The sequence below is a fragment of the Lewinella cohaerens DSM 23179 genome (assembly GCF_000379805.1).
Classification (GTDB): domain Bacteria; phylum Bacteroidota; class Bacteroidia; order Chitinophagales; family Saprospiraceae; genus Lewinella; species Lewinella cohaerens.
Window position 1 is genome coordinate 105,269 of record NZ_KB903535.1, and the last position, 20,201, is coordinate 125,469.

Below are 20,201 nucleotides of genomic sequence, written 5' to 3' on the forward strand. Positions count from 1 at the left end.
TTTCTTTAACATAATTCAAGATTAGATCACCACTAATCTTTCGTCTCCAAAAAAACGAGTAATTCTTTTTCTGATTTCATGTAACCACCAGGGGCACCGATTGGCTGTAGATCGGGGGTTAACTTCAAGAAGCAGGGTTGGAAATTATGTCCGTAGCTTTTTTGCAATTCAGTATTAACCTCGCCTTGGGTTTGTCCATTTTCTGATAATTTCCGGTCATCGGTCATTAGCAATATACAGACATATTGCTCAAGTACAGTCTTGAGTTCGGGAGCGTAGAGCAAACCTTCTGTTTTTCCAGTTGGACTTGCGTAGGCAGCAAAAATGAGCAATATGGGTTGATTCTTTTTAGCAGCAACCTGGATGCCCTCTTGATAATTGGTGAAAAACTTGACCGTTTTCTTCCTATCATTATTGCAGGAGGCTAACAATAACGAGGTCAACAACAATAGGGAAATTAGCTTATTCATTGAATAATCGTTGCATTAATATTCTTGTTTAGCTAAATAGAATAGCAGAAGGATTCCCCTTAGATGCCTCGGCCTAGCGCTGTGGAAGGGTGGCCCGGCGCTGACGGGCCAGACATATTGTGCCACTGGTGAGTAGCGCAGCACGAGCCATTGGCGCAATATGGCCGAGCGAACAGCGAGCCCTGTAACATAGCGACCCGACTCAAGGAGGGTAGGCCCCAAAAACCAACCATCGAACTAACCGACCATCGAACCAACTACTTCACCGCCTCGTACATCAACTGAACATCTTCGAGGGAAAACAGTGCGCCCAGGCCTGTCTGAAAGTTCAATTCCTGGTCGCCTTGCAATTTCACGAAACGAAAACCGTAAGTAGCTGTACTGTCAATCACGGATTGGTAAATAAAACCGGCCACTTCCTCCTTGACAATCTTATTGAAATAGCGATTGTCTCGAACATTCTCCAGATGTTCATTTTTGAGGTGGGCAATATCATTGGTGATTGCGGGACCATAGAACAGCTGGATGCTGTAATCACTGCCTCCCTTTATGGTAAGATCGCTTACTAGTGCTGATTTGAGGCTACCCACTTTTACCTCCGCATCAGGAGGTGCTAAAACAGAGACGGATACTCCGTAGGGCAGTAAATCCAATGGCTGCCAACCCCGAACGTGACCGTCGGCAGAGCAGTTGCTAAGGGAGAAGACCATAAAGAGACAAAACGCAACAAACAGGCTGCGAGATAAAGCGGTCATAGTTGTTTACTTTTGGTGTTGAGGTCGCAAAATTGATTCTCTGATGTCTTTTGCACTTGAAGTCAAAAAATCACGCTCTGCACCTGTAACTAACAATTTTCGTTTCCGTTTGATCACAAAAAATTGCAGCGAAAGTTAAAATCCTGTACATCGTTTTAAACCGAAAGGCAAGAAAAGACAATTCGGGCAATTGACCAACAAAAAATTTTAAGAACCGCAGAAAAAGCCTATAAATGTCTTAAAAGCTTTACTTTTGTCGCGATTAAGCACGAAGCCAGTAACTGGAGTATGATTCAAAGCCTGCACATAAAAAATTATGCCCTCATTGAGGTGCTCAATATCTCCTTCCCTGAGGGCCTGACCATCATCACTGGTGAGACGGGTGCGGGAAAGTCTATCATCCTAGGTGCACTCGGACTAATTATGGGAGAGAGAGCCGACACCAAAGCGCTCTATGATCCTACTACAAAATGTGTGATTGAAGGCCGATTTAGAGTAGGCGAATACGGCCTACGGGATTTTTTCGTGGACAATGACCTCGATTACGAAGACGAACTCATTATCCGCCGCGAAATCACCCCTAGTGGCAAAAGCCGGGCCTTTATCAATGATACGCCAGCTAACCTGAAGCTACTGCAAAGCCTGAGTGCCGTATTAATCGACCTGCACCAACAATTTGACACCCTAGATATTCATCAGATGGGTTTCCAGCTGAGGTTATTGGATGCGCTGGCCGAAAACAAAACATTACTCAAAGATTACCAGGAAGGCTATCGGGCTTATAGCAAAACTAAATCTCGGCTAGAGCAGTTGCGCAACCAAAACGCAAGTGCTAACCTGGAGCTAGAATTCAAGCGATTTCAGTTTACTGAACTGCAGGAAGCCGAACTGTTAGCCGATGAACAAGAAAGCCTGGAGACAGACTTTGCCAGCCTCAGCAACGCCGAAGACACCAAGCGTTCGAGTGCCGAAGCTTTTCAGTTTTTGTGCGAAAGTGAGCAATCCATCGTTGATCAACTACAGACGCTCACCCAATCATTGCAGAGTTCTGCCAAAGTGGACCCCGTAGTATCCGAACTTCAGGAACGGCTCCTTAGCCTAACCGAAGAACTCAATGATATAGGTACTGCGCTAGAGCGCCATGCCGAAGCTACGGACTATGATCCCGAACGGATTCAGGAGATGCAGGCCCGCCTAGACATGATCTACCGTTTGCAGAAGAAACACCACGTCACTAGTATTGAAGAGCTTTTGACTATCCAGGAGGGGCTACAAAAGGATTTAAGTCTTTTTGAAAATGTTGACGAGCAGATCGAGCAACTGACCAAACAGGTCGAAACCGCAGAAAAGAAGCTGCGCCAACAAGCACAAGAACTCAGTAAAAAACGCCGGGCAGTAGGCCCAACTTTTGCACAGGAAGTAGCCATTACCCTTGCTGACTTGGCAATGCCCGCCGCTCAATTGGTGGTTGACATCCAGGAATTGCCGCAACTGAGCCTTACTGGCTTGGATGAAGTGCAATTTCTTTTCTCTGCCAATAAAGGTAGTGCCCCCAAGCCGATTAAAAATGTTGCTTCTGGTGGCGAATTATCGCGCCTTACTTTGGTCACGAAATCGTTGGTGGCCAGTGCAATGGCGCTTCCAACCTTGATCTTTGACGAGATTGATGCAGGCGTATCCGGCGATGTGGCCCTCAAGATGGGGTATATCCTGCGAAAGCTCAGCAATCACCACCAGGTAGTCGTCATTACCCATTCGCCGCAAGTGGCTGCCCGGGCAGATGAGCACCTCTTTGTCTACAAAAAAGAAGACGGCGATCGCACCATGACCAAAGTACGACAGCTGGCCGCCGAAGAGCGCGTGCGGGCTATCGCTGTTATGCTGAGTCAGAATCCACCTAGTAGTTCTGCCTTGGAGAATGCAAAAGAGCTGATTGGCTGAGAATAGCAATGGGCATTTCTTATCTTCGCGGATCAGAAAAACATCTGTTATGCGAAATGTATTTTTACTCTTAGGCCTATGCCTGACGCTTTCTCTAACTGCTCAAATAGAACTACAGGAGGCAACCATGCTTGGCAACTGGGACGACCCCAACCTAGTGGGCTCTTCTGCTTATGACAACACCTACAATGATGTTTGGGGCCTAGCCATTGGTGGCCGAGAATACGCCGTGATTGGATCTACTGCTGGCACCCATTTCCTGGATGTCACCTTCCCTGATGATATTCGCCAAATGGATTTTGTGGCAGGTGGCTCTGTGGGGCCTTCTATCATCCATCGCGATTTCCACCATTACGGCTGCTACCTATATGCTGTAGCGGATGAAGGTGGTAATAGCACCTTGCAGATTATCGACATTAGCACCTTGCCAGATTCGGTATCGGTAGTGTATGATAGTGCGGAAACCTTACAGCAAGCACACAATATTTTCATAGACAGCCTACAAGCCAAGCTCTATTGCTTAGCCGCTTACGGGGGTACGGCAGGAGGATCAGCAATGCGTATCTACGATATCAGTGAGCCTACAACGCCAGTCTACCTGGCCGAATACTCCAATTTTGGTGGACTTTCGGTAGGGCATGTTCACGATGCTTATGTTCACGACGGGCTGGCCTACCTCAATTGTGGTTATGATGGCTTCGCGATGGTAGATTTCACCGACCCTATGAATCCCCAGACATTGGGGGTAATGGAGGACTATTCCTTCTCTGGTTACAACCACTCGGGCTGGCCCAGCAACGATGGTCAGTACTACTATCTCGGTGATGAAAACCACGGCTATCCCATCAAAGTGATCGATGTGAGCGACCCAACGGACTTATTGGACATTGGTGTGCTGGCTTCGCTAAACCCTGATTTGTCACAAACCATTCCCCACAACCAGATTGTTGCCTGTAACTACCTCTACGTATCGTACTACTATGATGGGCTCATGGTCTATGACATTTCTGATCCTTCAAGCCCTGTACCAGCATATTATTACGACACTTCTAATTGGGCATTCGATAACAATTATCGCGGAGCCTGGGGTGTCTATCCGTTTTTACCATCTGGCAATATTCTTGTTTCAGATATGCAAAAAGGCTTGTTTGTAATACGAGGCCCGGAGACCGAGTGCTATCAGCAAACAGAAAGCGTACTCAACTGCGGCATTGTCAACAGTACGGAACAACCAACGTGGGCCGGGGAAATAAGCATCTTCCCACAACCGGCATCCAGCGCTATCAACTTGCAACTTCCACAAAGTGCAACGACTACGGAAGCCAAACTCCACCTACTCAACCTAAGTGGCCAAGTGATACATACCTTTACCACAACGACCTTGAGTACAGGCAGCACCTCACTCGCCTTACCCACCTTACCGAACGGGATGTACCTGCTAGACATCCAGGCAAAGGAGTGGCAAATGACCCAGAAAGTGATTGTTCAAAATTGATCATTTTTTGTTTTGGGGCCATGCCGGTATTGGCGTTGCGGTGCAAACGCCAATACGGCACCAGGCTATCCACTGCTCCGTAAGGGCGGGTTTGAAACCCGCCCTTACAGCGCAGCTACTATCCTATTGTCCTTGCGCCATCCTGGCACCGAGCTCCGGCCTCACGGCCTGCGCACTGGTTCAAAAGCGCATGATCAAAAAGTCCTCTATGCAAGGAGTTTTTTGTGAATCATGAAACACCACGCAGCTTAACTCCCAAACCAAGCTTTTCTACTACACTGGCGCCAAAGAACTTGGATACGCTAAAATCTCACGTAAATTAGTCTTTAACACTCTTCTACTGCCGCAATGAGTTCGTAACTTGCGCGTTGTACCTTGATACCATTACCTAATGAGCGTGTCCTTTACTGACTTATTGCCGCTGCGGTTATTTGCCATTTTTTGTCTGCTCTCCCTGAGCTTACAAGCACAACGGCCAGCGTCTACGATCCCCAATCAGACGGGGGGCAACACCTCCAACAGCGGCCAACGAGGTGGCGATCAACGCGAAACAGCACCCGACACCTTCGGCATCTTTATTTTCCACGTAGACAACCCCAACGAAGAACGCCCCTACAGCGACTCGCTACTTACGACCTTTCATCAATTCGACCCTACCCGGCAACTGCCTGACGACTATGCCAGTCTGGGCATTTTGGGTTCTGCCCATCAGCCCCTGGTTTATCAGGGCGAAGACCGAGGTGGCTTTAGCTTGGGTTGGAACCAGTATGACCTTTACCATATCAATGGAAGGACCATGCCTTACTACCGCCTGGAACGCCCCTATACCGATCTGAAATTTGTACAGGGATCAGAACAACAAGACAATATCATCAGTGCCAAATTCAGTCGAAATTTCGCCAATGGCATCAACTACGCACTAGATTACCGAGCGATCACTCAGGAAGCCTCGTCCAGTCAGTATCCTAACCAACGCAACCAAACACGAGCACTAGCTACTGGCTTTTGGCTCCACAGCAAGGGAGGCCATTATGACGGTTTCCTCAGTTATTCGGCCAACACCACCAATGCGGAAGACAATGGCGGCATCATCACCCTACCGGAAAGTGGCGGAGAATTTGATTCCCCCGCTACCGCCGAAGTGTTTCTTGACGATGGTCAAAGCCGTTATGCTTTGCGAGAAATAATGTACACCCACTACTATCGCTTTGGCGGGCAAGTCGACTCTACCGGGCGGTCACGCCGCGCATTCACCCTATCACATCAGTTTGACTATGATAAAAACACCTATCGCTTTGCCGATGAATACACCTTAACCGACACCACCTTCTACCAGCGCTTCCCCAGTTTATTACAGGATATTCGCGGTGCGCGCTACTTTGTAGAGCAACGCTCAATAGAGAACAGTTTTCGCCTGAGTACCTTCCGCTTAGCTGACGGTAACCGCCAACGCCAGCAAAAAGACCTGGTGGAAGTAGGCCTCACCCATCGCTACAACGACGTTCGGATGGAACCCACAGATACTGTGGTGAATAATTTGCTCCTTACGGGAAAAATTGGTATTCGCCCAGGCGACCGGCTCCGTTTACAGATAGAAGGTTTGCTCGCCCTTTGGGACCAAGTGGGAGACTTTAGCCTCAAAGGCAGCTTGGATATCGATTTAAAAAAAGCGGGCATCTTGCACCTCGAAGTCCGCAACCAGCTCTACTCTCCTACTCTGTTAGAGGGACGTTTCTGGCTCACCCAACAGGAACTGTACCGCAGCAATTTTGACAAAACAGTATCCAATAAACTTGCCGCCAGCTATCGCTTGGAATCGATCGGAGTTGAACTGGGAGGCACTTACCACCTACTCAATAACTTCATCTATTTCGACAGCACTGCCGCACCGCAACAGACCGGTACTCCTCTAAGTATCCTGCAGCTCTCAGCTCAGAAAGATTTCCGCTTTGGTGCTTTTAGCTTACGTAACCGCGTAGTTCTACAGCAAACCGACGATGAGTTTCTGCGCCTACCGAGCATTTTTGCCAAACACAGCCTCGTCTATAACGGTCTCTGGTTCCAGGTCCTCAATGTGCAAATTGGCGCAGACGTAAGATATACGACGGCCTTTCAGCCCGATTATTACAATCCACTTATTGCTCAATTTCAGCTACAAAATCGCCAAGAGGTGGATTTCTTCCCTAACGTAGATGCTTATTTCAGTTTCCGTGTATCGCGTTTTAGGGCCTTCATCAAAGGAGAGAACCTCTCTACCATCTGGGCGCCAGATCAGCGGTTGTTTCTTTCTGCATTTTACCCCTGGCCTTCGTCGGCGCTACGCTTTGGGGTCAGTTGGCGGATGTTGGACTAGGGAGATTTTTTGAATATTAATCATGAGACAAGTCTAACAGACCAATTGCCACTCGTTGAAAGCCAAACACCATTGGTTGAAAAAATAAGACTTCTTGGTTCACGGTGCAGATATTGGGATAAAAAAAATGAGAACCCATTTTCTGCTCTTCTTTTTACTATTTCAATACAGCCTCGGTCTTAGTCAGTCCGATGATTTAGCATTTACGGTCAGCATCGAGGATGTTACCCCTGTCAACTGGCCTGGTTTGCATTCTTTCGCTTTCGCTGAATGGCAAGGATATTGGATTATTGTAGCCGGGCGTAGCAACGGTCTACACGGCTTTTTCCCTTTTACGGGTTTCCCCGAACAAACAGCGAATAACCAAATCTGGGTACTTGACCCAGTTACTGGCGATCTATGGCAAAAAGGGTTGGAAGACTTAGATGCCTCTGTTGCAGCTCCATTGCAAAGCAGTAATCCTCAATACGTACAAAAAGAGGACAAACTGTACGTTTTTGGCGGTTATGGTAAGGATGCGGCGACCGATCTGTTTGTAACATTTGACCAGCTTACCGTAATGGATTTACCAACTTTGGTAAACGCGATACAAAACGACACCAATATTGCGGAAGCCGTGGATAGCAATACCGATGAGCGGATAAGATTATGCGGCGGAGAAGCACATCAATTGGGCGAGTGGACTTACTTGGTTGGCGGCCATGATTTTAATGGATTATACAGCCAGAGCGGAGCGCCTGCCTTCACACAAGAATACAGCAGTGAAATTCGTAAATTCCGATTAACGACCGATACGGAAGGTACTCCTCAGATTATTGATTATGAAGCCTTTGGTGATCCTGAGTTTCATCGGCGTGACCTCAGTGTAGCTCCTTGTGTACTGGAAGGTGGTGAAGAAGGCCTTTGTGCTTATGGTGGTGTCTTCCGACCTGAGGCAGACTTACCGTACCTACACCCTATCTACATCAGCGAAAATGGCATCGAAATCAACGAAGACTATGAACAACTCATGAGCCAATATACTTGCCCGATTCTTCCTGTTTACGATATGGCACAAGATGAGATACATTCGGTTTTCTTCGGTGGTCTGAGTTTTCACACCTATGATACAGAATCGCAAACTTTTGTAGAAGAAGAGCTAATCCCCTTTATTCCTTCTTTCACCATGATGAGCAGAGCTGCTGATGGCACCACTAAGGAGCAAGTACTAAATACCGAATTTGATGAATTACTAGGCACTAATGCCAAGCTGGTATTGCTCGAAGATGTCCCCCTTTCTTCCGAAGGTGTTATTGACCTCAATAGCATCACTGAAACACAAGAGGTCGCCTATATCTATGGTGGCATCAAAGCAGTCATTCCCAACATTACGCCAAGTAGTGCAAGTAACCGACTGTTTAAGGTTTCGTTACATCCCAATATTTCTACTGCCAGCAGTGAAGTATTGGTTGATAGAGAAATGGCGAAAATCCAACCTAACCCGTTTAGCTATACCGTTCAACTACAATGGTTATTACCAAGTACGAAGGTGGATGCACTACTAACGGATGCTTTGGGGCGCCCTCTACTTGACCTAAGCGCAGCAAGCACCGAAGAGATCAGTAGGAGAACAGAAAACATGTTAGCCAATTTACCTGGCGGATATTATCAATTATTACTTCGCAATCATGATTGGCAGCAGCGATTGCCAATTATAAAGCAATAGCAGGGCTGCTTTTCTGATGCTCGCTTTATTTTATAAAAGCAACACTCATTCAAGGAACCATTTGCGAAGGTCATTCCTAAAAATAGTGTTATTATTGAGGCTATTATTCATTATTGAATTGCTCTAAAACGCACTTATGCGCATCCACTTAGGCCTCGCTCTTCAGGACCAGGTACTTCCAACTCCTCAAGCATTAACAGTAGGAGAAATGTATTGCAGCCCCCGGCAACTACTCGTTTGGTTAGAAGACCATCTGGGGCTGCGGCAGCCAGAAGAAAATGTGGAGCATTTACGTATCGAGCAGTACCGGCAAGCCCTCAAACACCATCTCCAACAGCACCCAAAGGCATTTTATCACGCTTCCTTCGTAGCCGACGATATGGGCACAGCAGCCAGTATCCTCGACCGACGCGACGAGCTATTGCTTGCAGGCTGTGATCTCGGCAATACCGATATCCAGTCGGGTCGCTTGTGCGCGCTAATGGAAATTGAAGGTCTATTTACCGCTAAGGATACAGCTTTCCATTTGCTGCCCGGCCGCGCGGATCGGCTCGTAGCAGTTTTGGCGCAAGCCGAACGGATTCCTGCTTTTTTAGATACGCTTATCCTTTGCGACGAGCGACATCTTTTTCCGCCCTTTTGGCAAAGATTTTTCGAAGCCCTCACAGCACTAAACCTGAAAATACAGGACGTAGAAGACTTTCCTACGCCGGATTTGGCAACAGACTTGGGGCAATGGCAGGCTTTCCTGCATGGAACCCTAGCTAAGCCAGCACCACTACGAGGTGATGGTAGTCTGCTCATTATGAATGGGTTTCGGGAAACTCACCTGGCGGCCTATCTTGCTCGTTTGCTACAAGAAAATACGGCCTTTCGGCCCTCGCTCCTGCTCCCTCAAGCGAACCGTACCCTCGACAGTGCCTTCACCCTAGAGGGGCTCCCTAGCCTGGGTGTGCCTGCAGCATCGCTGGCTCGGCCCAGCTTACAAGTACTCAAACTGGCTCCCGTATTTTTGTGGCAACCAGTGGACCTTTATAAAATCATGGAGTTTGTCTCGCTAGCTGTCAAGCCGCTCGATGCCGGGTTGGGGCAAAGAATTGCAGCCTTTTTAGCGGACACACCCGGGCTATTTTCCGGCCGTTGGTACGGAATGATTCGCGACTATTTTGAAAAAGAACTCCCCCAACGCTTAGGCCCTAAAGGCACCAAGCGAATAGCGGCTATCCGAGCTGAATTTGACTTTTGGTTCAATCGCCAGCGTGCTGATAGCCGCCAGGAAAAGGTAGCGAAGCAGGAGGTCATGGCCATCTATACCCACTTACAGGAATGGGCCACCAACCTGGGTAAGGAAGAAGGAGCAGCAACCTTGCTGGTCTTGTCTGCCCAGGCTCGTCGTATTGTTGAGCTACTAGCAGCCTTGCCAGAAGACGAGCTCGGTTATCTCGAATTAGAACGCATCGTTCGTACCATTTATGAGCCGGCCCCTTTGGAGTACCAGGCTGCCCAGGCCCATCATTTGCCTCTCGTCCATCAGGCCGGTGCTGTCGTAGGCCCCGTGGACAAGCTTGTCTGGTGGGACTTTTTTGAAAGAGAGCCTGACTATTTTTTCTCGCGCTGGTACCCCGCAGAGCTTAAGGAGCTGGCTAAATTTGGCGTTCAGCTAGAAGGACCTGACCAACAGAACCAACGTTTGGTGGCTCAGCGAAAACGGCCCTTGCTATGGACCAAAAAGCAACTTATCCTCTGCCAGCCTGATTTTTGCGAAGGCCAGGCAGTAACACCTCATCCTCTCTTAGGTGACCTCATGGCTGCTTTTGGGGAAGATCTTTCCGCCATCAGCATTCATCTCGACAAAGATACCACCGCCACCGCCTGGTCAGCAGCCTTTCAATTGCCCGCCTTCACCACATTACAACCACAACCACTGGCCAAGCCCCAGCCCTTCTTGCGGGTAAAAGACAGCCTACGCGGGCGAGAAGCTGAAACCCCAACCAGCCTTGAGCGCTTGCTGTACTATCCTTACCAGTGGGTATTCCGCCATCATATCAAACTGCGGCAATCCAGTATACTGAGTGTTGTACAAGACAACCGCCTGTTGGGAAATTTAGCTCATCGCTTGCTGGAAAAGCTATTGGCACAATCGTTTAAGCAATGGTCAAAAAATGACCTTGATACTTGGATTCAGCGAGAAATACCGCCGCTTCTCGAAAAAGAAGGTGCTACGCTACTGCTTTATGGGCGCGAACCTGAGCGCATTGCATTTACCAAGCAGATGAAATACGCCGCTTGGAGCCTGATCAATCTTATCAAAGAAAACAAATGAGAGGTACTGGCAACAGAAGCCGTCGTTCAAGGAACCATTAACGATTTACCCATCAATGGTCGTGCTGACTTGGTATTAAAAAGAGGTGAAGAACGAGCGATTATAGACCTCAAGTGGCGGGGAAAGGCTCGACATACCAATCTCTTGAGCAGCGGGGAAGATATTCAATTAGCATTGTACGCAAAGCTTTTGGAACCAGCTTCTACCTGGGCACACACCGCCTATTTTATCATTGAAAAAGGACAACTACTAGTACGTAACACGCGTGCTTTCAGCGGTGTACAGCCAGTACTCGACGAATTAGATCACGAAGGAGTATACGAAGCATTACTGGAAAAAATCAACGCTACCTACCAGTGGAGATTACAGCAACTCGAAAACGGGGAGGTAGAAATCCGTTGTGAATACACCCACCAAGACTTGGAGGATCACTATGGCGAAGTCCTTTTGGAATTATTGGAAATGAAAACGACGGACGCCTTTTTTGATGACTACCAGGTCTTGATCGGTGCGCTTTCTTAGAATACTAAACAGCCCTTGCCAGAAAAGTGGTTTGTTCTCTCAAAAAGTCCTCGTAATAATACAAATAGGTCTCGTAATATTGCTTATTGTTATTTAAATAGTGCAATCTCTCCAGCGTCGATGATTGATGGAAGGTCGTCTTGTCACGCCCTTTTGTACGATTTTCCTCTGCAAACATCTCTTGAGCCTCTACAATCATTTTCGAAGTTTCAAAAGAAACTTCAATAATATCGATCAAACTCCAATTTGCATAAACAGCATGTGCTGTTCTTGAGGCTTCTATGTTATTAGACTTGGTATTTGTCCAGGTTTCGAGTGCTCTTTTGGTAATCTCCAACTCCCTAAGCAGGTTATCCGAAAATGCTTTGAAATGAGTATTGCATACAAGTTGGAGCAAAGGACTTAGCTTATCGAGTTCTTCTATACTATTCGCCAGTGTCTGAGTAATTTGGCAAGATTGATCAGAAGACAATTTTCTTACCGCGCCTAAACGCACCCATTTTTTGGTGGCAACAATTTTTACGATTGCAGTGGACAAAAAAGTTATTCCAGGAAAAAGATCACTAACGTTAATATCTATTTCGATGCTTTGAGAAACATCCTGAAAATCTAATAACTGAGTGATTTGAACGGCTCCGAAGTCTTTTAATAGCGGAGGGTGGCTTGTTGTAAACTGATAAGTGAGCATGTGTGTAGGTCTGTATGTGTTGTTACTAAGGCATTTACAATATAGCAACTTTAGCTTAAATGGCGCTTTAGTGTGCTTTGTAAAGGAACTATACCAAAACAAATTCCTACTGTTAATGTCATCCTATCCCTAAAAGGTAAGTGATTAGTAATTTTTTTTCCACTTATTTATCTCTACAATAAAAAAGGCAACTGGTAAAGTACCAACTGCCTGCATAAAGCCTTGGCAGCCGTAAGCTTTATAGAAAGCATACTACCTCAAAGGCCACGGCTTCCCCGCCGTTCTTTTTCTTCTGGCACGGTCAGGAAAGTTAGTTCTTTGTCCAACCAACCATCCAGATTTCCATACCAATCCATATGTGGAGAAACACTATTGCAACCTCCGGCCTTGGGAGCACACTGGGTTTTTTCCCAGTGATAAAGACAAGCCGGACAACGTCCGCCGGTCGAAAAAACATCCCAAGTATGACCACAATGGCATTTCCAATGTTCTTTTCCATCAGGGTGCCATCCACAGCTTGGACAGCTGACCTCTTGATCAACGTTTTTCATGTGATATCGTATTTCGTTTCTGCTCTGCTTGGGTACCTGGTTGCCTATCAAAGAGATAGGCTAACGGTTTCTTAGTATTAATTTACGGGAATCCTCAGAAATAGTTCCAAAAACGAATAACGATTTTCTGAAAAACCTTTTAAAGAGGATGTAGTGCTGCATAATAGATCAGGTACCACTCTTGTCCTCCCAGGCGAGAAAAACGGCGTTCCATACCGTACTGTCCGTTTTGATGAATAATCCTTTCAATAACCAGATCATCTCCTAATCTTGTAAACTCCGACCGAAAACTGCTGCTCGCGTCGAAGCTGCGATGTATTTGCCAATCTTCTTTTTCCCAACGAAAATTAATGCTGTGATCTTCAGGTCGGGAGGACACTCCCTGCAGAGGAAACTGGATATGCACCAACTGGTACTCGCTATCCGAATGAAACAATTGATAAAACACCTCAAAGTCGGGTAACTCCTCTCTTGTCTCTTCCTCTTCCGATTGCGGCTGTGTATCTTGGCAAGCAGTATGCAGCAAACCAAGAACTGTTAACAAAAGTAGTACGCGGAAATAGTTCATAAAAACAAATCACTTCAATGTTAGGAATGGCGATTAAATAAATAGTGTTTTTGATGAGAATGAATTTTGGTACTGAACGAGGCAAAAAACGTAGGCGATGCAGCGCATCAGCGAGGCTTTTTAACGAAGTGCAGTGTCAAAATTCATTCATTAAGAATGCTGATTTATTTATTCAACATTCCTTAGAGGATATTCTTGCTCCCATTCCAGTAAACATTCCAACAAGGATGCTTCGCTAGGTTGGCGGGCAATTCTATACTCTTTAACGGCTGCCTCTGAAAAAGTTACAGCAGTGGTGTTTCCTATCCCTATTAATCGTTGAGTAGGCTGTATGGCATAGCATTGCCTATAAGCCTCAAAATTGAGTGGACTGGTGAAGATCAAATAATCTGCCGGCCCTAACTCAAAGTCCTTAAGTGGCTGATTATCATAAACAATGAGCGCTTGACATGACGTATTTTCACCAAGCAATTTCTCTACAGAAGCCCGCGATTTGCGTGCTTGTACAAAGACGACACTTTCTTGTTGAATAATTTTTCGGAATTCTTTGGCTGTAGCTATTGGATCTCCATTTCCGCTAAAATCAGGAGAGTATCCATGCGCTTTTAAACTTCGCGCTGCACTAGCTCCTAAACAGGCTAGCAACTGGCCTTTTCGGAGTGACTGCTGTTGTAGAAACATCTCTACTCCTTTAGCACTATAAAAAAAAAGCCAGGAAGCCACGGGTACGTCTTCCACTTTGACTGGTGTAAATTGAAGCAAGGATTGCGCTTCCAATGTCCACCCTTCTTCTGACCGAAGTTGGTGAAATGGACTCGCTGGCTTTAATTTTCGTGAAAGAAATACCCGTGGCACTGATTATGCTGTTTATTCTTCTTCCAATGAAGCTATCGCATCTTCTGCTTCTATGAGCTGAACATTAGTAGCAATAAACTGCTTGTCTTCATTTTTATCGAGGGTGAATTCTACTTTATCTCCCACAAGTAGATCATTAAAATCTAATTCCTTTACACTTGTATAGTGAAAGAAAAGATTATTCGGTGGGAATTTAATGAAGCCATAACCATTTTTCAAGCTTAGAATTTCACTATTATGAACCTCGCCTACATCACCATCGTACTCTTCTTCCCTTGGCTCGGGAGCATCATCGTTTTCTGATTCAAATACCGGATGATTGCGCCTTTTGCTCTCCCCTGGTACAAAAATATTAGTAATTAATGGGTCATTACGCCGCAGGCGATTATCAATAATTTCGTGCATCGGTACTGGGTACGACGACTCTTCGAGTAAGTCCTGTGAGGTTCTCGTCACCATAGTTTTACCCATATCGTTTGTAAACTCAAAATCCCATGAAAGAATCATTACCCGAGTTCCTAACGTATTGAGCTTGCGTACCAGTGGTAAAAAATCCCCATCACTGGCAATTAAAACAACTACATCAAAGTGCTTGTAAACAGCATTTTCATAAGCCTCCAAAGCTAACCAAACGTCGATACCTTTTTCTTCCCGACGGCCATTTGTGTTTTTTAACGGCAGGTAGTGTGTTGTTACACCTGCGGACATTAAAATATCGTCAAAAACCCGATCCCAATAAAGTACCGCTCCACGTTGATGGGCTTCCTGAGCACTCAGCCGACCTCGGAAATAGTGAGCATCTACAATGTGGCAAACCTCCGCTGAGCTTTGCTCTCTATCCGCTACTTCTTGCTTTATAAACTTATGCAACCCAGTGATACTCAGTCGTCTTTGTCGAGGATGATCGTAGTTATAGTAATTACTTACATGTAAAAAATAATTCCCGTCATAGAAGACGCCGATTTTAGTCATTTTACTTTGCATACCTTAGTTACTAACTTTTATATTTTTATTAAAATATAGGTTTTCCATTACTCCTTTGCAAAAAGCAATTAGCCTTTCAGTGACTTTATCGCTTCTTCAGCCAACTCAAAACGAGTACTTGAAGACAACCGAACTTGTTTGAGCGGAGCCGTCGCCGTTTCTGCATAAGCTGCCCAAAGATGATAATTTCCTTCGTGATCCTTCGTGCAATATGCCCCTAATGGCAAATGGCAACCACCATCTAGTAATTTCAACACTCTCCGCTCCACATTCGTACAATCCGCTACCTCTTGCTTGTGCAACGCCCGTAATTGGCGGCGTAATTCTTTATCACTCTCCCGAACCTGGAAGGCCAAAACCCCTTGGGCAGGTGCAGGAATAAATTCTTTAGGGTCAAATTTTATCACATCAAATTCACTTAAATCCAGTTCCAGCCGAGTAATACCAGCACCAGCAAGAATAATCGCATCAAATTGCCCCTGACGAAGCTTATCGATACGCGTCGGAACGTTACCTCTAATATCTTTAAGCACCAAGTCCGAACGAAAATGCAATAATTGTGCCTTACGCCGAGCCGAAGATGTGCCAACCACAGCTCCTGTCTCCAGTTGTAATAATTTATTCGTGACACTCACCTCCTTACGAATGAGCAGCCAATCCGTAGGGTCTTCCCGGTAGGAAACGGCTGTAATAACCAAGCCTTCAGGTGAAGTTGTAGGAAGATCTTTCATAGAATGAACCGCAAGATCAACCTCTTCGCTTAGCAGTGCGTCCTCAATTTCCTTGGTAAAAAAGCCTTTACCTTCAATTTTATCAAAACTTAAGTCCTGAATTTTATCTCCTTTTGTTTTGATAATATTAATACTAGCACTCAATCCTATTTTTGCTAATTCGGCCTGTAGATAATTGGCCTGCCACAGTGCTAGCTTACTTCCTCTGGTACCTATCCTTACTTCCCTTTTCAATTTTTTGCGGCAAATATACATAAAACAAACCTTCTTAGGTGATTTTCTATTGGTAACAAAGCAAAGCCTTTATACCTTTGCACCCATGCAATTATCAGCAAAAGAACTAGCCGGCATTCTCGGTGCCGAAATAGAAGGAGACGCAACCGTACAGGTAAACCGTCCCGCAAAGATCGAAGAGGGGGAACCCGGGTCTATCAGCTTTTTGGCTAATCCCAAATACGAAGCTTATCTCTACAGCACGGAAGCCTCCATTGTAGTAGTTAGCAAAGATTTCGTTGCTCGCGAATCTTACACCCCTACCCTACTACGAGTAGAAAAGGTTTACGAGTCATTTGCTCGCTTATTGTCTTTTTACGACCAAGCGGTACAAGCACGCCCGGAAGGAATAGCCCCCGAAGCCTATATCGACCCTACTGCCGAAGTAGCTGACTCTGCTGTCATTGGTCGGTTTACAACCATTGAACGAGGAGCAGTTATTGGTCCCAATGTGGTTATTTTCGACCAGGTCTTCGTAGGAGCAAATGCGCGTATTGGAGCAGGGAGTATCCTGTTTCCAGGTGTACGGGTCTTGCATCAATGTGAATTAGGGGAGCACTGTGTACTGCACGCTAATGTCGTCATCGGCAGTGACGGCTTTGGCTTTGCGCCTGATGAACAAGGGGTTTATCAAAAAGTCCCTCAAGTAGGCAAGGTGATCCTTGACGACCGGGTAGATGTAGGTGCCAATACCTCTATCGATCGCGCAACGATGGGTGTCACAAGAATTGGAGAGGGCGTAAAACTCGACAATCTCGTACAAATTGGACATAATGTTGAGATCGGTGCGCATACCGTCATCGCAGCTCAAACAGGTGTAGCTGGCAGTACTAAAATCGGCAAACACTGTCGAATTGGTGGCCAGGTAGGCTTTGTGGGCCACGTCAATATTGCTGACGGCACCCAAATCCAGGCACAAAGCGGAATCGCTGGTCCCATTGAAGAACCCAACCAAGCTTGGTTCGGCTCACCCGCCATTCCCTACCGTGATTATATCCGCTCTTATGCCGTTTTCAAGAAGTTGCCAGGCCTCTATAGACAACTGCATCGACTAGAGCAAGAGGTAGAAGCCTTGCGTAATCGCGATAAATAAGTAATAAAAAGTTATCTTTGCGCGATATTTTCAGCGGAGAAACTTTTATGAAGCAACAAACAATACAGCAGGCCACTAGCCTTGAAGGCGTTGGACTGCATTCCGGATCAGCCGTAAAACTTACCTTTCAACCCGCAGGTGCCGACCATGGCATCAAATTTCAGCGGATGGATTTAGAAGGTGAGCCTGTCGTCCATGCCGATATCAGCCGGGTCGTGAGCACCGACCGTAGTACCACGATTAAATCGGGGGAAGCCAGCATCAGTACTGTCGAGCACGTCCTTTCGGCGCTCGCCGGTTTATCAATTGACAATGTCCTTATTCAGATCAACGGACCTGAAGTGCCTATCCTCGACGGAAGTGCAATTCAATTCGTCAATGCGCTGAAAGAGGCCGGTGTTGTTGAACAGGATGCTGATCGCGAGTATTTTGTTGTTGAAGAACCCATCGTTTATCGCGACGAAGCGACTGGCACCGAGCTTATGGCTTTACCTCATGATGGTTTTGAAGTGGTTACTTTGATTGATTTTGGTTCGCCTGTCCTCGGGCAGCAATACGCCACGCTTCAAGACATTACTGCTTTTGAAACTGATATTGCTCCTTGCCGTACGTTTGTATTTCTCCGCGAATTAGAGATGCTTTTTGAGCACAACCTTATCAAGGGTGGAGATTTGGACAATGCTATTGTCATTGCAGACAACGAGGTTCCTCAAGAACAGCTCGACAAACTTGCCCAAAAGCTGGGTCGCCCTCGTGTAGCCTTTGATGGCAAGGGTATCCTCAACAACCTAGAGCTACACTTCCAGAATGAACCGGCTCGTCACAAGTTACTGGATGTTTTAGGTGACACCACTTTGCTGGGCCGCCCCATTAAAGGAAGGATTCTAGCCACAAAACCCGGCCACAAAGCCAATGTTGCTTTTACTAAACTGCTTAAGCAAAGCTTCCTTAAGCAACGAAAATTGCGAGGCAAACCCAAGTACGATCCTAATGCTGAACCAGTATTTGATTCTGTGAAAATTGCAGAATGGTTGCCTCATCGCTACCCTTTCCTGTTAGTAGACAAAGTCATTGAGCTGGATGAAAAAAAGGTCGTTGGTGTAAAAAATATTACCTTTAACGAACAGTTTTTTCAAGGACATTTCCCGCAGAATCCAGTAATGCCTGGTGTGCTTCAAATTGAAGCTATGGCACAAACAGGAGGAATACTGGCCTTGTCAACAGTAGAGGACCCTGGTAACTGGGACACTTACTTTATGAAAATTGAAAATGCAAAATTCAAGCATAAAGTGGTTCCCGGAGACACCATACTCTTTAAGATGGAGCTTATGGCTCCCATTCGTCGTGGTATTTGCCAAATGCAGGGAACAGCTTACGTAGGCGACAAGATCGTGTCTGAAGCTGAATTGACTGCTCAAATCGTTAAGCGCCCTGGAGATGAATAGTAGCTACAAACAACATACCATTGTGCACCCTGATGCACAGGTGGGTAAAAATGTCACCATTGGGCCTTTTACCTTTATTGATAAAGATGTCGTCATTGGTGATGATACCTGGATAGGCCCTAACGTGACCATCTTTTCCGGAGCTCGCATCGGCAAAGGTGTACAGATTCATCCCGGAGCCGTCGTATCTGGCACTCCGCAGGATCTGAAATTCAATGGAGAGGTTACCACTGCTGAAATCGGCGATGGAACCATTGTCCGGGAATATGTCACCATCAATCGAGGAACTTCTTATGCCAACAAAACGGTCGTTGGCAAAAATTGCCTCCTGATGGCCTATGCTCATATTGCCCACGACTGTATCCTCGGTGATCACGTTATTTTAGCCAATAATGTAACCCTCGCCGGACACGTGGAGATTCAAGACTGGGCCATTTTAGAAGGGTTAGCAGCTGTACAGCAGTTTACCCGTATTGGACAGCATAGCTTCATTGCAGGTGGCTCTCTCGTTCGCAAGAGCGTCCCCCCTTATGTGCGGGCTGCCCGCGAGCCATTGAGCTACGTTGGCGTAAACAAAGTCGGCTTATCGCGCCGCAACTTCTCACAAGAGCAAATCAATAACATTCACGATATCTATCGGATAATGTTCGTCAAGGGCTACAACCTTTCCAATGCACTGGACGAGGTCGAGTCCACCATCGGACCTAGTGTAGAAAAGGACAATATCCTCGATTTTATCCGCTCTTCCCAAAAAACGGGTATCCTCCGTGGCTTTAACCAGATCAACGGCAGCGAATTGTATGAAGATTGAGTTAGCTGGCGTCGGAAAACGCTACCGACGCGAATGGATTCTACGTCAAATTGACCTTCAACTCACCTCCGGTGGCCGCTATGCTGTCACCGGCCCAAATGGGTCAGGAAAGTCTACCCTGCTAAAAATGCTATCCGGCCACTTGACGCCGAGTAAGGGTACTATCCGCTTCAGCCATCAGGATAAACCTGTCCCCGTCGCAGAAGTCTACGAACATCTGGCTTTCGCGGCTCCCTATATTGAGCTTATCGAGGAATTTTCACTACTGGAGGCCATCCATTTTCACGAGCGCTTTCGACCACTCTTACCTGGCCTTACTATCGATGGTCTAATAGAACGCCTGGGATTGGAACGCGCTCGCAACCGCCCCGTAGCACAGTTTTCTAGTGGCATGAAACAGCGTCTTAAGCTCGCGCTCGCATGCTGTACCCGCGCTAATTTCCTCCTCCTTGACGAACCTACCACCAACCTTGATGCGCAAGGCATTGCCTGGTATCATTCACTATTAGAAGAATACGTTGGTGACCGCCTCCTGATCATTGCCTCCAATGTAGCCGATGATTACCGGATGTGTACGGGGGAGATTGATATTTTGGCGTATAAGGGTCGAATGAAAGCATAAATAGAAGATCTGCTAC

18 protein-coding genes are annotated in these 20,201 nt (G+C 46.4%); 10 read left to right on the top strand and 8 right to left on the bottom strand.

Annotated features, from left to right (window positions below; translation table 11 throughout):
* Positions 1–32 precede the first annotated feature (32 nt).
* Together A3EU_RS0106220 and A3EU_RS0106225 are read right to left on the bottom strand one after the other, a co-directional pair.
* Positions 33–470, bottom strand: coding sequence for a hypothetical protein (locus tag A3EU_RS0106220; protein ID WP_020535272.1), 438 nt, complete (start codon positions 468–470; stop codon positions 33–35).
* Between the two features lie 257 nt (positions 471–727).
* Positions 728–1,225 (bottom strand): hypothetical protein, encoded by a 498-nt coding sequence (locus A3EU_RS0106225; RefSeq protein WP_020535273.1) that lies wholly within the window; start codon positions 1,223–1,225, stop codon positions 728–730.
* A gap of 288 nt (positions 1,226–1,513) precedes the next feature.
* Between A3EU_RS0106225 and recN the strand changes: the two genes are divergently transcribed.
* From recN to A3EU_RS0106255, 6 genes are all read left to right on the top strand, one after another.
* Complete coding sequence (gene recN / locus A3EU_RS0106230) at positions 1,514–3,166, top strand: DNA repair protein RecN (protein WP_020535274.1); 1,653 nt, start codon at positions 1,514–1,516, stop codon at positions 3,164–3,166.
* A gap of 49 nt (positions 3,167–3,215) precedes the next feature.
* Positions 3,216–4,661 carry a choice-of-anchor B family protein gene (locus A3EU_RS0106235; protein ID WP_020535275.1) on the top strand — a complete coding sequence of 482 codons (1,446 nt, stop codon included), beginning with the start codon at positions 3,216–3,218 and terminating at the stop codon, positions 4,659–4,661.
* Between the two features lie 391 nt (positions 4,662–5,052).
* Entirely contained in the window at positions 5,053–7,014 is a 1,962-nt protein-coding gene (locus tag A3EU_RS0106240) for a putative porin (protein WP_020535276.1), read from the top strand.
* Between the two features lie 127 nt (positions 7,015–7,141).
* A complete protein-coding gene (locus A3EU_RS0106245; protein ID WP_156825676.1) occupies positions 7,142–8,719 on the top strand; it encodes a hypothetical protein in 1,578 nt (525 codons plus the stop codon).
* A gap of 136 nt (positions 8,720–8,855) precedes the next feature.
* Positions 8,856–11,042, top strand: coding sequence for a hypothetical protein (locus A3EU_RS0106250; RefSeq protein ID WP_020535278.1), 2,187 nt, complete (start codon positions 8,856–8,858; stop codon positions 11,040–11,042).
* 36 nt (positions 11,043–11,078) lie between these two features.
* Positions 11,079–11,564, top strand: a complete 486-nt coding sequence (locus A3EU_RS0106255) for a PD-(D/E)XK nuclease family protein (protein ID WP_425412652.1) — start codon at positions 11,079–11,081, stop codon at positions 11,562–11,564.
* A 4-nt stretch (positions 11,565–11,568) separates the two neighbouring features.
* Here the strand turns inward: A3EU_RS0106255 and A3EU_RS0106260 are convergent, their stop codons facing one another.
* From A3EU_RS0106260 to hemC, 6 genes are all read right to left on the bottom strand, one after another.
* Positions 11,569–12,252, bottom strand: a complete 684-nt coding sequence (locus tag A3EU_RS0106260; RefSeq protein WP_020535280.1) for a hypothetical protein — start codon at positions 12,250–12,252, stop codon at positions 11,569–11,571.
* 257 nt (positions 12,253–12,509) lie between these two features.
* Entirely contained in the window at positions 12,510–12,803 is a 294-nt protein-coding gene (locus A3EU_RS0106265; protein ID WP_211213902.1) for a hypothetical protein, read from the bottom strand.
* A gap of 139 nt (positions 12,804–12,942) precedes the next feature.
* Positions 12,943–13,371 (bottom strand): hypothetical protein, encoded by a 429-nt coding sequence (locus A3EU_RS0106270; RefSeq protein ID WP_020535282.1) that lies wholly within the window; start codon positions 13,369–13,371, stop codon positions 12,943–12,945.
* Positions 13,372–13,539: 168 nt separating this feature from the next.
* Positions 13,540–14,226 (bottom strand): uroporphyrinogen-III synthase, encoded by a 687-nt coding sequence (locus tag A3EU_RS0106275; RefSeq protein WP_083937279.1) that lies wholly within the window; start codon positions 14,224–14,226, stop codon positions 13,540–13,542.
* 12 nt (positions 14,227–14,238) lie between these two features.
* On the bottom strand, positions 14,239–15,210 hold the full coding sequence (locus A3EU_RS0106280) for an NYN domain-containing protein (protein WP_020535283.1): 972 nt from the start codon (positions 15,208–15,210) through the stop codon (positions 14,239–14,241).
* Positions 15,211–15,278: 68 nt separating this feature from the next.
* Entirely contained in the window at positions 15,279–16,175 is an 897-nt protein-coding gene (gene hemC / locus A3EU_RS0106285) for a hydroxymethylbilane synthase (protein WP_026211251.1), read from the bottom strand.
* 85 nt (positions 16,176–16,260) lie between these two features.
* On the opposite strand from hemC, the gene lpxD reads away from it, so the two are divergent.
* From lpxD to A3EU_RS0106305, 4 genes are read left to right on the top strand one after another with little or no spacing between them, the layout of a single operon-like run.
* The gene (lpxD, locus tag A3EU_RS0106290; protein WP_026211252.1) at positions 16,261–17,307 is read left to right on the top strand and encodes a UDP-3-O-(3-hydroxymyristoyl)glucosamine N-acyltransferase; all 1,047 of its coding nucleotides are present in this window, start codon (positions 16,261–16,263) and stop codon (positions 17,305–17,307) included.
* Positions 17,308–17,354: 47 nt separating this feature from the next.
* A complete protein-coding gene (locus A3EU_RS0106295) occupies positions 17,355–18,752 on the top strand; it encodes a bifunctional UDP-3-O-[3-hydroxymyristoyl] N-acetylglucosamine deacetylase/3-hydroxyacyl-ACP dehydratase (protein ID WP_044085530.1) in 1,398 nt (465 codons plus the stop codon).
* Complete coding sequence (gene lpxA, locus A3EU_RS0106300) at positions 18,745–19,563, top strand: acyl-ACP--UDP-N-acetylglucosamine O-acyltransferase (RefSeq protein ID WP_020535286.1); 819 nt, start codon at positions 18,745–18,747, stop codon at positions 19,561–19,563. The genes A3EU_RS0106295 and lpxA overlap by 8 nt, the downstream gene beginning before the upstream one ends.
* Positions 19,553–20,185, top strand: coding sequence for an ABC transporter ATP-binding protein (locus A3EU_RS0106305; protein ID WP_020535287.1), 633 nt, complete (start codon positions 19,553–19,555; stop codon positions 20,183–20,185). The genes lpxA and A3EU_RS0106305 overlap by 11 nt, the downstream gene beginning before the upstream one ends.
* Positions 20,186–20,201 lie beyond the last annotated feature (16 nt).